The 17010-nt window shown below is 52.2% G+C and carries 14 protein-coding genes; 11 read left to right on the forward strand and 3 right to left on the reverse strand.

Features of this window, described 5'->3' with window-relative positions:
• On the forward strand, positions 1–1473 hold the full coding sequence (gene pdxR / locus AB3U87_RS02635; protein ID WP_394148308.1) for a MocR-like pyridoxine biosynthesis transcription factor PdxR: 1473 nt from the start codon (positions 1–3) through the stop codon (positions 1471–1473).
• Positions 1474–1867: 394 nt separating this feature from the next.
• Positions 1868–2134: a hypothetical protein gene (locus AB3U87_RS02640; RefSeq protein ID WP_394148309.1), complete on the forward strand. Its 267-nt coding sequence runs from the start codon at positions 1868–1870 to the stop codon at positions 2132–2134.
• 69 nt (positions 2135–2203) lie between these two features.
• On the opposite strand, the gene AB3U87_RS02645 is transcribed toward AB3U87_RS02640, so the two are convergent.
• Entirely contained in the window at positions 2204–3001 is a 798-nt protein-coding gene (locus AB3U87_RS02645) for an arylamine N-acetyltransferase family protein (RefSeq protein WP_394148310.1), read from the reverse strand.
• 194 nt (positions 3002–3195) lie between these two features.
• Between AB3U87_RS02645 and AB3U87_RS02650 the strand changes: the two genes are divergently transcribed.
• Entirely contained in the window at positions 3196–3537 is a 342-nt protein-coding gene (locus AB3U87_RS02650; protein WP_253458434.1) for a hypothetical protein, read from the forward strand.
• A gap of 710 nt (positions 3538–4247) precedes the next feature.
• Here AB3U87_RS02650 and AB3U87_RS02655 read toward each other — a convergent pair.
• Positions 4248–5180, reverse strand: a complete 933-nt coding sequence (locus AB3U87_RS02655) for a LysR family transcriptional regulator (RefSeq protein ID WP_301250598.1) — start codon at positions 5178–5180, stop codon at positions 4248–4250.
• Between the two features lie 82 nt (positions 5181–5262).
• Here AB3U87_RS02655 and AB3U87_RS02660 point away from each other — a divergent pair, with 82 nt between their 5' ends.
• The 7 genes from AB3U87_RS02660 (at position 5263) to AB3U87_RS02690 (ending at position 13379) form a co-directional block, all read left to right on the forward strand.
• A complete protein-coding gene (locus AB3U87_RS02660; protein ID WP_394148311.1) occupies positions 5263–6339 on the forward strand; it encodes a tartrate dehydrogenase in 1077 nt (358 codons plus the stop codon).
• 657 nt (positions 6340–6996) lie between these two features.
• Positions 6997–7404, forward strand: a complete 408-nt coding sequence (locus tag AB3U87_RS02665; RefSeq protein ID WP_253458423.1) for a winged helix-turn-helix domain-containing protein — start codon at positions 6997–6999, stop codon at positions 7402–7404.
• A gap of 94 nt (positions 7405–7498) precedes the next feature.
• Positions 7499–8074: a fimbrial protein gene (locus AB3U87_RS02670; RefSeq protein ID WP_394148312.1), complete on the forward strand. Its 576-nt coding sequence runs from the start codon at positions 7499–7501 to the stop codon at positions 8072–8074.
• Between the two features lie 50 nt (positions 8075–8124).
• The gene (locus AB3U87_RS02675; protein WP_394148313.1) at positions 8125–8826 is read left to right on the forward strand and encodes a fimbrial biogenesis chaperone; all 702 of its coding nucleotides are present in this window, start codon (positions 8125–8127) and stop codon (positions 8824–8826) included.
• A 71-nt stretch (positions 8827–8897) separates the two neighbouring features.
• Positions 8898–11528, forward strand: a complete 2631-nt coding sequence (locus tag AB3U87_RS02680; protein ID WP_394148314.1) for a fimbria/pilus outer membrane usher protein — start codon at positions 8898–8900, stop codon at positions 11526–11528.
• A gap of 14 nt (positions 11529–11542) precedes the next feature.
• Positions 11543–12688 carry a fimbrial protein gene (locus AB3U87_RS02685; RefSeq protein WP_394148315.1) on the forward strand — a complete coding sequence of 382 codons (1146 nt, stop codon included), beginning with the start codon at positions 11543–11545 and terminating at the stop codon, positions 12686–12688.
• Between the two features lie 52 nt (positions 12689–12740).
• Complete coding sequence (locus tag AB3U87_RS02690) at positions 12741–13379, forward strand: helix-turn-helix domain-containing protein (protein WP_253458409.1); 639 nt, start codon at positions 12741–12743, stop codon at positions 13377–13379.
• Between the two features lie 37 nt (positions 13380–13416).
• Here AB3U87_RS02690 and AB3U87_RS02695 read toward each other — a convergent pair whose 3' ends face one another.
• The gene (locus AB3U87_RS02695) at positions 13417–14517 is read right to left on the reverse strand and encodes an NADH:flavin oxidoreductase/NADH oxidase (RefSeq protein WP_253458406.1); all 1101 of its coding nucleotides are present in this window, start codon (positions 14515–14517) and stop codon (positions 13417–13419) included.
• A gap of 596 nt (positions 14518–15113) precedes the next feature.
• Here AB3U87_RS02695 and mrdA point away from each other — a divergent pair.
• Positions 15114–17009 carry a penicillin-binding protein 2 gene (mrdA, locus tag AB3U87_RS02700; RefSeq protein ID WP_253458402.1) on the forward strand — a complete coding sequence of 632 codons (1896 nt, stop codon included), beginning with the start codon at positions 15114–15116 and terminating at the stop codon, positions 17007–17009.
• Position 17010: the final 1 nt, after the last annotated feature.

Raw genomic sequence — 17010 nt, forward strand, 5'->3', positions numbered from 1 at the left:
TTGCGCACACTCGTCGGTGATCTGGTCGCCTGCCGGCTTGGACAGACGGCCGCAGGCACGCTGGGCAAGCGTCTTTACGACGCCTTACAGCAATCCATTCAGAAAGGGATGCTTGCGCCCGGTACTCGCCTGCCCGCCTCGCGCGATCTGGCCGCCGAACTAGGCGTATCGCGCAATACGGTGATGGCCGCTTATGAGCAGCTACAGTCGGAAGGCTATCTCACCACCCGCGCGGGCAGCGGCACCTTTGTCAGCGCCAGTCTGCCGGAAAGCGATCTTTCGGCGGTGGAACGGATCGTTTCCGCCGACGTGCCATCAGGGCAGATCGCGCTTTCCCGCCGGGGCGAGCAGCTGCTGAACCGCGCCGGCGCCAGCCAGCGTCAGTGGGGAGCCTTTATGCCCGGCGTGCCGGACGTACGGCATTTTCCGCATAAAACCTGGCATAAAATCACGCGCCGCCTGAACCTGCGGCTGCCGGTAGAAACGTTGAGTTACTCGCAGCATGGCGGCTACGCGCCGCTGCAACTTGCGCTGGCGGATTACCTGCGCGTGGCGCGTTCGGTTAAATGCACGCCGGAGCAGATCCTGATCGCTTCCGGGACGCATCAGTCACTGGATCTGCTGGCGAAAATGCTCTGCAATCCCGGCGATCGGGTCTGGGTAGAAGAGCCGGGCTACTGGGGCCATCGCAGCGTGCTGGAAATCAACGGCCTGGAAACGGTGCCGATTGCGGTAGACGACGAAGGCATGACGCTGCCCGCAGGCGTCGCGCCGCCACGGCTGATTTGCGTAACGCCTTCCCATCAATATCCGACCGGCGCCGTGATGGGCCTGGCGCGTCGTCAGGCGCTGCTCCGCCAGGCGCAGGCCTGGGGCAGCATTATCATCGAGGACGATTACGACAGCGAGTTTCGCTTTGGTGAAAGCCCGGTACCGGCGCTACAGGGGCTGGCGCAGGATGAAAACGTCATCTATCTGGGCACCTTCAGCAAAACGCTCTATCCGGGGCTGCGCACCAGCTATATGGTGGTGCCCGACTCGCTGACGGCCCGCCTGAAAGTGGCCCATTCCGAACTTTACCGGGGCGGCTACGGCCTGACCCAGCTGGCGCTGGCGGAATTTATTCGTGAAGGCCACTATGCGGCGCACGTACGCCGTATGCGACAGCTTTACGGCCAGCGACGCGAGGCGCTGGTCGGGACGATCCGCCGGGAGCTGGGCGCGGAATTTATCGGCCAGGACAGCCATGCCGGCCTGCATCTGATCCTTGCGCTGCCGCCGGAAATTGACGACGTCGCCCTCGCTGACGTGCTGGAGCAACAGGGGATCTGGACTCGCCCGCTTTCGGTTTACTACAGGGGCGAGGCGAAAAGACGCGGCCTGATCCTCGGCTACGCCTGCGTAGAGGCGGAAGCAATGACGGAAACCTTTATGCCTGTCGTCCACGCCCTGCTGCCGCTGCTGGCAAAATGATCGGTGTCGGTAAGCTTTTCCGCCTGAAAAAACGCCCGCCCGGTGCAGGGTAAAAGAGAGCGACAGGCAGCGCATGCTCAATGACTCCCGGCCATTTTTCGGTAATTTATTTAAAAGGAATAAATATATAGATAATAAATAATTTAAATGACAAATAAATAACACTCACCATTCAAACTCACCACCGTTATTAATCATTCCAATATTTACCACCTGTAGCGCGCAATAAACTCCTGTTAAATTCATTAATAATAAAGCACTGACAGGGATGCGCCCTTTATATCCAGGCTATTCGTGCGGATATATTCTATTCAGGAATTTTCGCCCTTTACGCAAGCGGCAGAGATAAATATATTAACTCCGCTGTATTAACCTTATATACAAGGAGAAAGTAATGAGAGAAATCAGCCATAATGAAGTACAAATGGTTAGCGGCGCTGGTCTGACTGACGTTATCACCGGCCTGAACACGGCTATGGAAAATGTCTCAACCAAACTGCAAACCACCGTTGATGCTATTTCTACCACGACGGATAGCTGGAGCATCAAAAAACTGACGCATCAGGCTATAGGACTGTCTCGCACCTATGCGAAGCTTTCCTTCCTGTCGAATATCCTGACCGGATTAACTACCCCAGCCGACAGCTCGTCTGCCGCGTAGTTTTGCGTGAAGGATCTGAATAAGGCAGGCCATCGGTCTGCCTTCATGCTTTTATGCCTCTATATGATTTCAGCCAACTTTTTCGTAAATTGCCCGTATTTCCGTCTCGCTCAACACGTTGTCCGCCGTGAAAAAGGAGAGGATTAACGCGCGAAAGTCGGTAAAGGACGCGGCCTCCTGCTGCCTTTTCTCCTCTCCGTAGACGGTAAGATGCCGGTTGAACAGATTGGTCTGCTGCCCGTTTATTATTTTCGCCATCATCAGATTATGGCGAAACAGCGACTCGTCATACGTGGCAACAAAGTGGCTGGCGACAAGAATATCCGCCTGTTCGCAGGCGCCATCGGCAAACCGGTACATCAACCGCCAGCTGCCGCCGCTTTTCATCGACAGCAGCCACTCTTCCTGGCTGAACCGCTCAAGACGGTAACCCTGCTGCTCGCCCGCCTCCAGCCGTAAAGGCGCGGTCAGGCTGACGCCGCCAAAACCGACATCCGCCAGATACCGCACGCCGTCGAGCGCCACGGTTAACAGCATATGCGTTTGCGGCGTCGCGTCCGGCTTATCCTGTCCCCACAGCACGCGTGCAAGGTGCGGCGTAACCCTGAAGCCGACTTCTTCGAGAATTTGTTGCAACAGCAAATTATGCTCAAAGCAGTAGCCTCCCCGCTGTTTGCTTAGCAGCTTGTCGGCAATCTTCTCTACGTCGATACTGACCGGCCTGCCCAGCAAAACCTCTATATTTTCGAAGGGAATAAGAGCAGGCCAGCGCTGATGTAGTGCACTAAGGGTGGCGAAATCAGCAGACGGCGACGCGGAAAAACCAGCCAGCGCCGCAAAGCGGGAAAAGTAGTGATAGCTGTTCATAGCAACTCGTTCATGATGTTAAACCACCATGTTAGCAGTTTTGCCGCTGCCGGCTATTTTCGCAGGCCGCCGGGTTGATGGAAAACGTTCAATCCTCTTTCTTTTGTCCGCCTGTAACGGCAAAGGCGTTAACCTGGCGAAAAGGCGCCGGAAACGTTAAGCTCGCCGCCACCACTTCAGTAAAAACAACCTGTATGAAACGCAAAACTATCGCCATTGTGGCTTTGCTGGCTATCGTCGGCGGGCTTTATCTGACCTTCCTCCCTCCGGAGCAGGATCCGCACTATTATGCCGCCGCCTGCGTGGCGATCAAGGATATGCATGACACGCCAGACTCGGCAGATTTCCCTGACAAATTGCGCGAGGTGATTACCAACGAAAACGCTTCCTACGCGGTGGACAAAGTAGCTTTCGACAAGCATTCGGCACAGGGCGCAATTCAGCGTTACCGGCAGCTCAGCGAGCAGGATAAAAACCGAACTCGCCAAAGCATCGACGACTGTTTAAGCGTCATGCTGCCGAAAAAAACCGACTAAAGGGCCGGCGGCCTGCCGCTGACGGGCCGTTAGTCACTCAGGTTATGGATTAACTTTGTTACAGCATCTTTCACTACGTTCAGGGAGTAAGGGCAAACGGGTAACAGAGCGCTGTTACATATTCAGCCAATCGACTCAGCTTGTTACGGATCTGAAGGCGCTGCACTGTGTCTTCTTATTTGCATCTTTTTTGCAGCGGAACGGCTACCCACAGTTTCGGTAAACGCGCATATTTTTACTACCAATATAAATCACGTTTATTAAGATTTTCTGTAAATCTGTACACACCATGTAACCTCTGAACCTGCTATTAATAAGAAAAAAAAGTGCCCGCCGCGCCCATTAATTAACGCCACTTAACTTGCCTTATACGCATTTATCTGTAAATCAACGGGACGGCACCTTTTCCGATAGTTCCGCGTTAAAATAATCTTATTAAAATTATCATAAAGTCATCTGCTATCGCCTGCCAAGAGTGAAAGGGAAAATGCAAGCTGAATACTATTATGTGACCCAACGACCAGAACAAATGGATTTTCATCTGTTACACCGCCGAGGCTGCCAGAAAATGCCCGGGAAAAATAAGCTGGCGTTTATCGGCAGCTGCTATGCCCCTCTCCAGGCATTAACCGTGGCCAAAGCCCGGTTTGGCAACCGCGTAAAAGCCTGCTACTTCTGCTGCCAGGAACATCATGAGCGCGCAACCCCTTTTATTTCTTCTCGTCTGTAAATAGCGCTTCGAAACGCTCATGCAGATAGTCGGTAAAACAGCGGATCCTTTTTGGCGTCTGTCGGCTATGAGCATAAACCGCATAGATATCCGCTGAAGGCAGCTGATATGAAGTGAGCACCTGAACCAGCTTGCCGGCCAGGATCGCTTCGCGTGCATCCCACCACGAGCGCAGGATCAGACCATGGCCATCCAGCGCCAGGCGCATGGCAACCTCACCATCATTTGTGGTCAGGCTTCCCTGTACTTTCTGCCGATGCTCTTTACCCGCCTTGCTGAATCGCCAGATAGCGGCATCCGACTCATGCTGGCGCAGCACAATACAATTATGCTGCGCCAGATCTTCAACGCGCTGTGGTACACCATAACGGGCCAGATAGTCCGGCGAGGCGCATACCACGCGATAATTAGCCGCTATACGGCGTGCAATCAAACGGGAATCCGGCACGCTGCCTACACGGATATCCACATCTATACCTGCATTAAGGAAGTTCAGCGGCTGGCTGGATAGCTGTAAATTAAGCGTTAACGCCGGATGTTGCGCGGCAAAATCTGAAACCAGAGGCGCAACGTAACGACGTCCAAAACCAAAGGATGCGTTGATATGTAAGGTGCCGTGTAGCATAGCGCTTTCGCCGCCCAGCTCCTCTTCCAGCTGCGCCAGCTGGCTGAGGATCGGCTCTGCGCCTTCGGCGTAAAGCAGCCCTTCCGGCGTCAGCTCCAGGCGTCGGGTAGTTCGTCTGACCAGCTGTACGCCCAGCTTCTCTTCCAACTGCGTCAGTCGTTTACTGACGGCCGGCAGGCTTAATCCCAGTTCCCGGGCGACCTCCGTCAGGCTGGTCAGTCTGGCTACGTGGGTAAAAAAGCGCAGATCCTCGCTGGTTGTCGCCAACTCTTTACCTTTAGTTAACATTGCATTGAATTCCAGGCTAATTATTTAACCATAATGCTGCAATAGACTCAGGGCGAAAAGCTAACTTTCCAGGAGAAGCGCAATGTCCGTAGCAAACTACAAAATTGCCGTGATCCCCGGTGACGGGATCGGCAAAGAGGTGATGCCGGAAGGCGTAAAGGTTATCAGCGCCGCCGCAGAGAAATTCGGCATCGTGCTGGAGTGGGTCTGGTTTGATTTTGCCAGCGCGGACTATTATCAGCAGCACGGTAAAATGCTGCCGGACGACTGGTTTGCCTTACTTAAGCCGTTTGACGCTATCTACTTTGGCGCCGTCGGCTGGCCCGAAATCGTGCCGGATCACGTCTCGCTGTGGGGCTCGCTGCTCCAGTTCCGCCGCCAGTTCGATCAGTATGTTAATTTGCGTCCGGTGAGGCTGCTGGCCGGCATCAAATCCCCGCTGGCCGATCGCCAGCCTGGTGACATCGATTTCTACGTAGTGCGTGAGAATACCGAAGGTGAATACTCCAGCGTTGGCGGAACGATGTTTCCCAATACGGAGAGAGAAATTGTTATTCAGGAAACGGTAATGACCCGTACCGGCGTGGACCGCATTTTAAAGTTCGCCTTTGAGCTGGCGCAAAAGCGTCCGGCCCGCCATCTGACTTCCGCCACCAAATCCAACGGCATTGCCATCACCATGCCGTGGTGGGACAGCCGCGTAGCGGCGATGCACGAGCATTATCCCGACCTGGCGGTGGATAAATACCATATTGATATTCTGACGGCGCACTTTGTCCTGCATCCGGACAGGTTCGATGTGGTTGTCGCCAGCAATCTGTTCGGCGATATTCTTTCCGATTTGGGGCCGGCCTGCATCGGAACCATCGGTATTGCGCCTTCCGCTAACATTAATCCTGAACGTACCTTTCCCAGCTTATTCGAACCCGTACATGGCTCTGCACCGGACATCGCTGGTCAAGGCATCGCCAATCCGATAGGTCAAATCTGGTGCGGCGCGATGATGCTTGAGCATCTGGGCCATAGCGAGGCGGCGGAAGCGGTGGTAGCAGCCATTGAACGCGTGCTGAGCAGTGAAAATAAAATACGGTTAACCCCGGACATTGGCGGTTCGGGAAGAACGACGGATCTGGGCGCCGCTATCGCCGCCGCGCTGTAAATAACAGAGGAGAGAGATAACTTTCTCCTTTTTGCTATTTTACTGAAGAAAGAAAATTATTCTGTGCAACTATTGTAAAAATAAAAAAATATGAGACTATTCCCATTAAAAACACCAACCAACTATGAGCTATAAAATATCAACCATTAATTCAGGCCTGAGAATAATCCTGGCTGGCAGGCCAGATGACTTCACTTACCTGAACCATTAGTAAAAACGTTATTTTTAATTTTTAACCAGAGCCTGACACTAACGTATGACAATAACTAAGGAAAAATTTAATTTTTTTTAGTTACCGGAATCGACAAGTGTTAAAAAAATACGTTATGATTGTGAATCATTAGCAGTAATGGCAGAAATCATCTAATATTTTATTCTAAAATATCAGGCTAAAATAGATTTTCCGTTTGATGATCGACTTACCCCTTTTGACGAAACAAAAACCTTAAACACCTGCATGCATTGATATAAAAAACCACAAAAAAAACCTTAAGTAGCCATTCCCCCCTTTAATTAACAAATAATACCCCCTTTATAAAAGAATAAAGTAAGTGTTGAGATGGATTTATCTCAACAGTTACTATAGCCGCACTCAGGAAAGAGTTCCCGTTTGACACGCCTTGTAAAAGTCTGTCTGGTTTTCATGGAGGAAAGGTAATGGATTGGGAAAGCGCAAAAGTCTACGGTTACATGATTGAGCCCGACATCCAGGTTAATATTAACCAGAGCCGGATCATTAATATCAAACTACTGGCAAACGAAAAGGGCACCAGCGCAATAAAATTAAGAAAAACCATGATGCGCCTTTTTATTTACCTGCTGGAAAATGCCGACAGTAAAGTTATCGGCAATGAAGAAATATTAACCAATGTGTGGGACAAGTATGGCCTGAGCTCCTCATCACAGCGGCTCTGGCAGGTCATGCACTGCCTGAGAAACAAACTTTCAACGCTTGGTATTGCTGAAGATTTTATCACCCGGACAGAAGAGGATCACGTCAGGGGATTCTGCATTAATAAAGAGCGCGTCACGCCTATTTACTACTTCGACACTAAGAATTTGTAGATAAAACCACTGCAAATACTTCCCCTCAGGGAAAAATAACAATCCCAACGACAAGATGGGATTTATTTTAACATGATGAAAATAAGGATGTTCAATGAAAAAATTGCTGATTGCTGCTGCGCTGGCAACCGCGTTTACCGGCGTGACTGCCCAGGCGGCTTCTACTTCTACAGACTCTTCGGGCACCATTACCTTTAACGGCCAACTCACCTCCACCACCTGTAAGGTAAATGTCAACGGTTCAGGTAATTCAGACGGTAATGTTGACCTGCCGGTGCTTCAAAACACTGCTCTGCCCTCACAGGGTGCTACCGCAGGTGATACTGCTTTCAATATGCAATTGACGGACTGCACGCTTGCAGACGGCATGACGGCAGTATCGGCTTACTTCCAGGATGGCGTTACAGTTAATCCTTACGGTCGTTTGACAAACCAAAGTACGGCCACGGAAAAGTCAAACGTTACGCTGGAGCTGTTAGATCGTACCCAGAGTAATGCCAACGTTATTACTATCGGTAGTAACAGCCAAATAAGTAATGCGATTTATGAAACCGTAAAAGATAACGCTGCAACGTTAAATTACTCTGTTCGCTACTATGCAGAAGAAGAGGGTGTTGCTAGCGCAGGTATGGTTAGCAGCAGCGTGGTTTACGCTCTTCAGTATAAATAAAACCTCCCCGCAGAGAGACGCCGTCTCTCTGCTTTTTACAGAAGGTTAGTATGAATAAATTTTCTCGCTTATTTTTGCCCGGTTTAAACGCTTCTTTATTGCTGGCGTTTAGCTACACGGCTTCTGCCAGCGTAGTGATTACCGGCACCCGGGTTATTTATCCCTCAGACGCCAGAGAAGTCAGCGTAAAATTAGCCAATAAAGGGAAAAAGCCGGTGCTGATCCAGAGCTGGATCGATGACGGCGATGTAAAAGCCAAACCGGACACTATCCATGTGCCTTTTGTCCTGACGCCGCCTATCAACCGCGTGGAGCCGGAGAAAGGCCAGACGCTGCGTATCAGCTATACGGGAAAGCCGCTGCCGGCCGATCGGGAAAGCATCTACTGGCTGAACGTTTTGGAAATTCCGGCTAAAAACCCGTTGCTTAAAGACAGCAACCTGCTGCAAATGGCCTTTCGCTCGCGCATTAAATTCTTTTTTCGTCCCGTCGGTTTGAAAGGAAACGCTAACGATGCCGCACAAAAAATTGTCTGGAAAAAAAACGGGCAGCAGCTGATAGCCAATAATCCTACGCCTTATTATATCTCGCTGACCAATATAGTTATTAACGATAAAAATACCGAGGCAGATACGATCGCGCCTTTTTCTGAAGCCAGCTTTACTGCTGCAGCAAACCCTGGGGACAAAATAAAGGTAAATTATATCAATGATTATGGCGCCTCTATCAGCGTCGATGCGCAAGTCAATTAATGGATATTCTATTCTACGTCATCGGGACAGATTAATGACGCTTAATCAGGTTTTTTATAAAAAGGATTTTTATGGAAAACGCCTCGCCACAAGGAAAAAGATGGAAGCAAGCGCAGCTGGTGTTGCTCCTTCCTTTTATTTCTTCAGCCTATGCGATCGAACCTTCTCCTTCTGCACCGCAGGAAGTTGCCAAAAATGTTGAGTTCGATCCTACATTTCTTAACGTCAGCGACGGCAGCGCTATCGATCTCGGCCGCTTCGCTAACGGTGCGGCGGCGTTGCCCGGCATCTATCGAACGGCGGTTTACGTTAATAATGACCTGCTGGGAAATTACGATATTGAATTCAGCGCCGATAAGAACAAAAACGTTCTGCCCTGCTTAAAAGAAGAGCTGATAAAAAGAATCGCCTTCGATGCAGGCCGGATACCCGCAAATTTTTTTGAGCAGGATGAGCGCGGCCGGGGCTGTTACGATCTGACGAAAAAAATTCCCGAGATCGCCGTCAATTACGACAGTAACGAACAGCGGCTTGATATTATCGTTCCGCAAATTTATATGGCGCGAAACGCGCGAGGAGCGATAAGCAAGGACCGCTGGGACAGCGGCATTCCGGCAGCGCTGCTGGCTTATAATGCCAGCGCCTACACCAGCGAAAGCGGGGGAACCCGCTATCAATCCGTCTATGCCAGCATCCGGGCGGGATTAAATATCGCCAGCTGGTATCTGCGCCATAACGGCAGCTGGAACTGGGTTGAGCACGGCCAGAAAAAATATAGCGCCCTTAATACCTATGTGCAGCGGGATATTCCCGCCCTGGAAAGCCGTCTGCTGGCTGGCCAGGCGAATACCTCAGGCTTGCTGTTTGAAACGCTGCCTTTTTCCGGCGTACAGCTGGCAAGTGATGAAAGAATGCTGCCGAACTCGCTGCGCGGCTATGCGCCAGAGATCCACGGCGTGGCGCGCACTAACGCCAGGGTGACCGTACGTCAGGGCAGCCAGGTTATTTACGAAACCACCGTGCCGCCGGGCGAGTTTTTAATTAACGACCTCTATCCCACCGGCTACGGTGGTAATTTAGCGGTCACTGTTCGCGAGTCTGACGGCAGCGAACAATATTTTGAAGTGCCCTACTCCTCTGTCGCCCAGCTGCTCAGGCCGGGCAACAGCCGCTACTCCGTTACCGCCGGCAGGCTGCGCAGCAGCTCGCTGTCGGAAAAGCCCGCCCTTTATCAGGCTACGCTGCAATATGGCCTGACCAATATGCTTACCGCCTATGGCGGTTTCCAGGCGAGTCAGAACTACTATGCGCTGCAATCGGGCCTGGCGCTTGGTACCGAAATCGGCGCTTTTGCGCTGGATGCCACTCAGGCCCGCACCCATCTGGGCGGGACCGCCGAAGATACGACGACATCCATGAGCGGGCAGAGCTTTCAGCTCAGCTACAGCAAAACCGTCAGCGCTACCAGCAGCAAAGTGTCGCTGGCGGCCTACCGTTTTTCCACCAGCGGCTATATGGGATTTATGACGGCGATGCAGACGCGGGAAGCGGTTGCCGACGGGCTGTCAACCAGCGCAATCTGGCGCGCCAAAAACCGTTTTATCGCTACGGTCAGTCAAGGGCTGCCGGAACGCTGGGGAACCCTTTACGCCAGCAGCTCGCTACAGGATTACTGGAACCGCGACGGCAACAGCAAGCAGTACCAGCTGGGCTACAACAATCGCTATAAAAATCTCTCATGGGGTCTTAGCGTTAACCGCACCTGGACGCTGTACGGCGAGGCCGAGAACAACTATCTGCTGAACTTCAGCCTGCCGCTGGGCAACAGCAGCAGCTACACGCCCCAGCTGCGTGTTGATTTAGCGCATAACAGCAACGGGCGAACCTCAGAACAGGCAGCCATATCCGGCACGGGCGGTAAGCTTGGCCAGTTTTCTTACGGCGTCAGCGCCGCCAACGCCAATCAGGGCACGGGCAGCAGCGGCACGGTTAATGGTACATGGCGCAGCGCCGTTTCTTCTTTGAGCGCTTCGTACGGCAAAGGCAGCAACTATTACAGCGCGTCTGGCGGGATGAGCGGTACCGTTATTGGCCATTCCGGCGGCGTGACGCTAACGCCTTATACCTCCGATACCTTCGCGCTGGTCGAGGCCAAAGGCGCCCAGGGCGCCAGCGTTTCGTCCTATCCTGGCGTTTACGTTGACTGGAACGGCTACGCTGCCGTGCCCTATCTGGATCCCTATCAGCTGAACGAAGTCACGCTGGATCCTGGCGGGGCCGCCAGCGATGTGGAGCTGGATACCACCTCGCTGAAAGTAGCGCCGTTATCAGGCGCCGTAGTGAAGCTGAAATACGGCACGCGCAGCGGCACAGCGATGCTGATTGCGGCCACCTTCCAGGGTGAGCCTGTGGCCTTCGGTGCCGAGGTGCTGGACAGCAAAGGCAACCATGTTGGTACCGTCGGCCAGGGCGGCGAAGTCTATGCACGCGTCCAGGCGCAGCGGGACAAGCTGCGTGTTAAATGGGGAGACGCGCCGGACATGCAATGCAGCCTGAGCTATATCCTGATGCCGCAGGCGGAAACCGACCGCCAGCGTGAAATACCGCGTTTTGAAAGCGTTTGCGAAGCCATTGAAAAAACCGCGCAGCCAGAGGGAACCATGGCAGAGGCGCCGCCGTCATCCCGTCAAAGTCACAGTTAATACGGATTGAAGACATGAAGAGTCGTTTAATACAAAAATATTGCCGGTCCGCCCCGTTATTCGCTCTGCTGGCTATGGCCACGGTCTGGAGCCAGCAGGCTTTTGCCCTGAGTTGTCGCCTGCTGGAAGGCTATGGCGTTATGAATTTTACGCTGCCCTTACAAAGCAGCAATCTGACCATCGGGCCAGGGGTCAGTAACGGCACCGTCATTTATCGCCAGTATTTTAAGCCCTCCCGGCCTACGAATATTTATTGCGATAATACACAGAGCTATCAACCCACTATTAACTGGTATTACAGCAACACGACGCCTAACAAAGAGTCTGACTGGTCAGACAGCTCGTTTCGCGCCGGCAAAGTGTATGAAACCGGCGTAGCGGGTATAGGCATAGCTATTTATACCTATAATCTGACCTACTACACCGTTCCTTTCAGCTATCAGCCATGGCGGCGAGAAACTCAATACGACAGTAACGTTTGGAACGCGGAGGGCGGCTTTGAATTTGACGTGGTGCTGATTAAAACCGGCGCGATCACACCTGGCACGCTTATCGGATCGCAGCTGCCTACGGTGAAATATGATTTTGAGGCGCCGGGTATTTCGGCGATAAATTTAGGGAGCCTGAACTTTTCCGGGGCGATAAATATCGTTTCGCAGACCTGTCAAACGCCGGACGTCACCGTCGAGATGGGAAAATATGACATCGCTGAATATTTTACGGGAACAGGAAAAACCACCGAATGGAAAGATGCCACCATTAACTTAGTTAACTGCCCTCGCTTTTACGGGACGCTGAACGACGGCAGAAATACCTGGACTTCCGACAACGGCGCCAGCGGCATGGGTGCTATCACCAACAACATTTTAAATCTGACGCTGTCACCTAATACCGCCATTATCGATAGCGCTAACGGTATTTTTGGCATAAAAACGGGCAGCAGCAGCGCCACGGGCGTCGGCATTCAGATGGCTTATGGCAATAAATCTGATGCTTCTCCCTTGCTGGTAGATTTTTCCAGCAGCAAGGATTACAGCATGCAAAACAGTGCGGCGACCACGCAGTCTATGCCGCTTGTCGCTCGTTATATTCAGACTGAATCGACCGTAAGTGCAGGAAGAGCAGATTCGACCGTTACATTTACCATTAACTACTACTGAAAAAAGCGAGGTTTTTTTTCAGCCGTAACAGGGACAGGATAAAGAGGGATTTATGTGCATATATGTTATTTCCGACGATATGTACTTTGTGGCCGGGCTAAAATACTTTCTGGCGGCAAATGGCATAGCGATGCAAGGATTTAGCTATGAAGGCTGGCTAACTCAATTCCGCCCCGGTAAGTTAACAAAAGAAGATACCGTAATCATTGATATCAACTTTACTAATTGCCATACCAAACTGGGCATGGCGAAAAATATTGATTATTTCGGTATCAATATTGTTTTTATTGTCGACCTTCCTTTACAGGATGAGCATAAAGGCTTTCATCCTTACTGGCTTATCTCCAAGAAAAGCACCTTTAAAAAATACATTCCTTTATTAAAAGCTATCCCGAACTATGAAGCTTCACACTACAATCAGCTCTCCCGAAAGGAAACGCTGATCCTGAAAGAGCTGGCTTCCGGCCACTCGGCTATCTTTATTTCCCGAAAACTTAATATTTCGGTTAAAACGATTAGCTCGCATAAGCAGAATGCGGTACGCAAACTGGGGATGATGAAAATCAACGATATGGCACTGGTCTGTTATAAAGAAATTCTTAATCTTTATTCCGGCTTCAACAAGAGCTATCTGGGGTTGCGGGATCCGCCATCGTGGCGCGCAGCATCGTCGCTTTCCCGGCTACAGTAGAAAGCGGCAGAAGGTCGCCAGACCCTCTGCCAGGGTTTTACTCGCTAACGCGATAGCGCTCCAGCCAGTGTGCATAAGGCGCTGGCAGCACCCATGAAGGCTGCTCTTTTTTCAGCGCCCGCGCGGCCTGATAGGACCAGTTAGGGTTGGCCAGGTGTGCTTTACCAACCATGACCAGATCCAGCTGACCTTTCTCAACGGCTTCGTTAGCAATTAACGGCGCATCAATACCCCACGCGGAAGCCACCGGAATATCCGCTTCACGGCGCACGCGCTCGGCAACTGGCGCCAGGAAAGCGGGGCCCCACGGAATATTAGCGTCCGGCGTGGAGAAGCCGATGCTGACGCTGAGCAGATCCAGGCCGCCTTCGCGGAATTTTTTCGTCAGCGTAATCGCCTCTGTCAGCGTCTCTTCGTCACGACCGTCGTATTCAATCACGCCGAAACGCGCCGTCAGCGGCAGGTTATCCGGCCACTGTGTACGTACGGCAGCCAGCGTTTCCAGCAGGAAGCGGCTGCGCCCTTCGAAATCGCCGCCATATTGATCCTGACGCTGGTTAGCGTGCACGGAGAAGAAGCTCTGTGCCAGATAGCCATGTGCGAAATGCAGCTCCAGCCACTCGAAGCCGGCATCACGCGCGCGCTGTGCCGCCACGGCAAAATCATCGCGAACGCGGGCAATCTCTTCCAGCGTCATTTCGTGCGGCACCTGCGGCAGGTTAGCACCGAAAGCGGTAGCGGACGGCGACAGCGTTTCCCAGCCGCGCGGGTCGGTTTTCGCGATATGATCGTCGCCTTCCCACGGACGGTTAGCGCTGGCTTTGCGGCCCGCATGGGCAATCTGAATACCCGGCACCGCGCCTGCCGCCTTGATATCACGGGCGATGATCGCCAGTTTCTCAGCCTGCTCGTCGTTCCAGATACCGAGGCAGCCGGGCGTGATACGCCCTTCCGGCGCAACCGCCGTCGCCTCGACAATCACCAGACCTGCGCCGCCACGGGCCAGGCTGGCATAATGAACGCGGTGCCACTCGTTGCTCAGCCCATCTTCAGCGCTGTACTGACACATTGGCGGTACGGCGATACGGTTGCGTAACGTCACGTCTTTTAAGGTAAAAGGGGAAAATAACCCTGACATAAAAACCTCTTAATGGATGGCGGTAAAACAGGTTGCCTGATGACAACGTCATGTCGGTCGATTATTACGCCAATGCTGGCAACTTCACTAAGCGGTTAATGCTGATGCTGTACGCAGGGTGGGTATCAGCGTCAGCCGTGGTCACAGGCCGATCTTTTCCGCTTAACGCAGGCGGCTTTCCGCAGGCCAGGCAAAATCAGCAATAAATTTGGGTAACGGACTCAGACTGCTCCAAAGAGGCCTGTTCGTAAAAAATATAAAACGCCCACGTCGAATTAGCCGCGTATGGCTGATAGCCAAAAATAATAAACAGAGCGGAAAAATAATTTGAATTTTATAGTCACGGCGCGTTATCAGCAGAAACAGCATTCTCGTTTAATGGTCATGAATTTTCGCCAGAAGGCGGAAAAAATAAATATTATTTATGAGCAGCGGCAGCGGTAATAATCATCACTCTTTTAAAAAAGGCAGCCATTCTGTTACAACTTCAACAAATGTCACACTTTACCTGGCCGGGACGCATCTTTCAGGTCGTGATTTGTTGCGTAATCTCTATCATGTAGCGGGTAAATAAAAGACTACCTGATTGGCAGTGAATGAAATTCAGAGATTTTGCAGAAGAAGAAAAGCTGTTTGTTCGCAGGGCACTGGTGGCCTTTGGCGTTGTGCTGGCGGGTTTTGTCACGCTTGGCATCAATCTCTGGCATCTGCAGATTGAGCAAAATCAGTACTATCAAACGCGCTCCAATCAAAACGATATCAAGATGATCCCCATCGCGCCCACGCGTGGGATTATTTTCGACCGTAACGGTACGCCGCTGGTAAAAAATGTTACCTGGTATGACATCGAAGTTGTGCCTTATAAAGTGCATGATATGAAGGCGTTACTGGCTGAACTGACGCCAATAGTCGATCTTTCCGCCGACGATATCGAGACGTTTACCCATAATCTGCACAACGCCAGCCGCTACAAGCCGGTGGTGTTGAAAACCGAGCTGTCGGCGGAAGAAGTGGCCCGTTTCTCTGTTAATCAATTCAAGTATACCGGCGTCGATATCAACAGTTATGAAGATCGCCAGTACCCCTACGGCCCGGATCTGGCACACGTGGTGGGGTACGTCTCTAAAATAAACGACAGCGATTATAAAAGGCTGGATAAAGAAGGGATTAGCGAGAACTACGCCGCCGACCATAATATTGGCAAACAGGGGATTGAAGGTTATTACGAATCGGTACTGCATGGCAAAACCGGCTATCAGGAAGTGGAAGTGGATAACCACGGCCGGGTGATCCGCGTGCTGAAAGAGGTGCCGCCCGTTGCCGGTAAAAATATTTATTTGACGCTGGATCTTCCTTTACAGCAGTACGTGGAGACGCAGCTGCCAGGCCAGCGGGCCGCCGTCCTGATTGAAAATCCCAAAACCGGCGAGGTGCTGGCGATGGTGTCCAGTCCCAGCTACGATCCCAACCCTTTTGTGAAGGGCATCAGCTATAAAGCCTACAAGTCGCTGTTGGCTAATAAAGATCTGCCGCTTATCAACCGCGTAACCCAGGGGCTTTATCCGCCAGCCTCCACCGTTAAGCCTTATATGGCGATGTCGGCACTGCTGAATCACGTCATTACGCCGCAAACCAGCTTCTACGGCGCGCCGACCTGGACGCTGCCGGGCACCGAGCGCAAATACCGCGACTGGAAAAAAACCGGACACGGGATGCTGGACGTAACCCGCGCGATAGAAGAGTCGGCGGACACCTTCTTTTATCAGGTGGCCTTTATGATGGGTATCGATCGCATTCATACCATGCTCAGCCAGTTCGGCTACGGTAAATCCACCGGCATCGATCTCAACGAGGAGTACAACGGCCTGCTGCCAGGCCGCGAATGGAAGCAAAAGGTGCATAAAAAGAGCTGGTATCAGGGCGATACCGTTTCCGTCGGCATCGGCCAGGGCTACTGGATTGCCACGCCAATCCAGATGGTGAAAGCGATGGCCACGCTTATTAATAACGGGCGCGTTATCCAGCCTCACCTGATGTATGAGGAAAAACAGGGTAAAAACGTCAGCCTTTGGCAGCCGACGCTGCCCGCTCAGCAGGTCGGCGATCCTGACTCGCCGTACTGGGGGATCGTACGCCGCGCCATGTTCGGCATGGCCAACGCGCCAAACGGCACCGGCTATAAATATTTCCATACCGCGCCTTACGGCATTGCGGCGAAAAGCGGCACCTCGCAGGTGTTCGGCCTGAAGCAGAATCAGATCTACAACGCCAAAACGATCCCGATCCGCCTGCGTGACCATATTTTCTATACCGCCTTTGCGCCTTTCGATAAGCCCAAGGTGGCGATAGCGCTGATCCTGGAAAACGGCGGCATCAACGGCGTCACGGCCGCGCCGCTGGTAAGAAATATTCTCGACCACATATTCCTGCCGCCGGATGTTAAACCGATGGCCCCTACCGCCGATCCACAGAGCAACCTGACCGCGCAATAGC

The sequence above is a fragment of the Erwinia plantamica genome, assembly GCF_043420595.1.
GTDB lineage: Bacteria > Pseudomonadota > Gammaproteobacteria > Enterobacterales > Enterobacteriaceae > Erwinia > Erwinia aeris.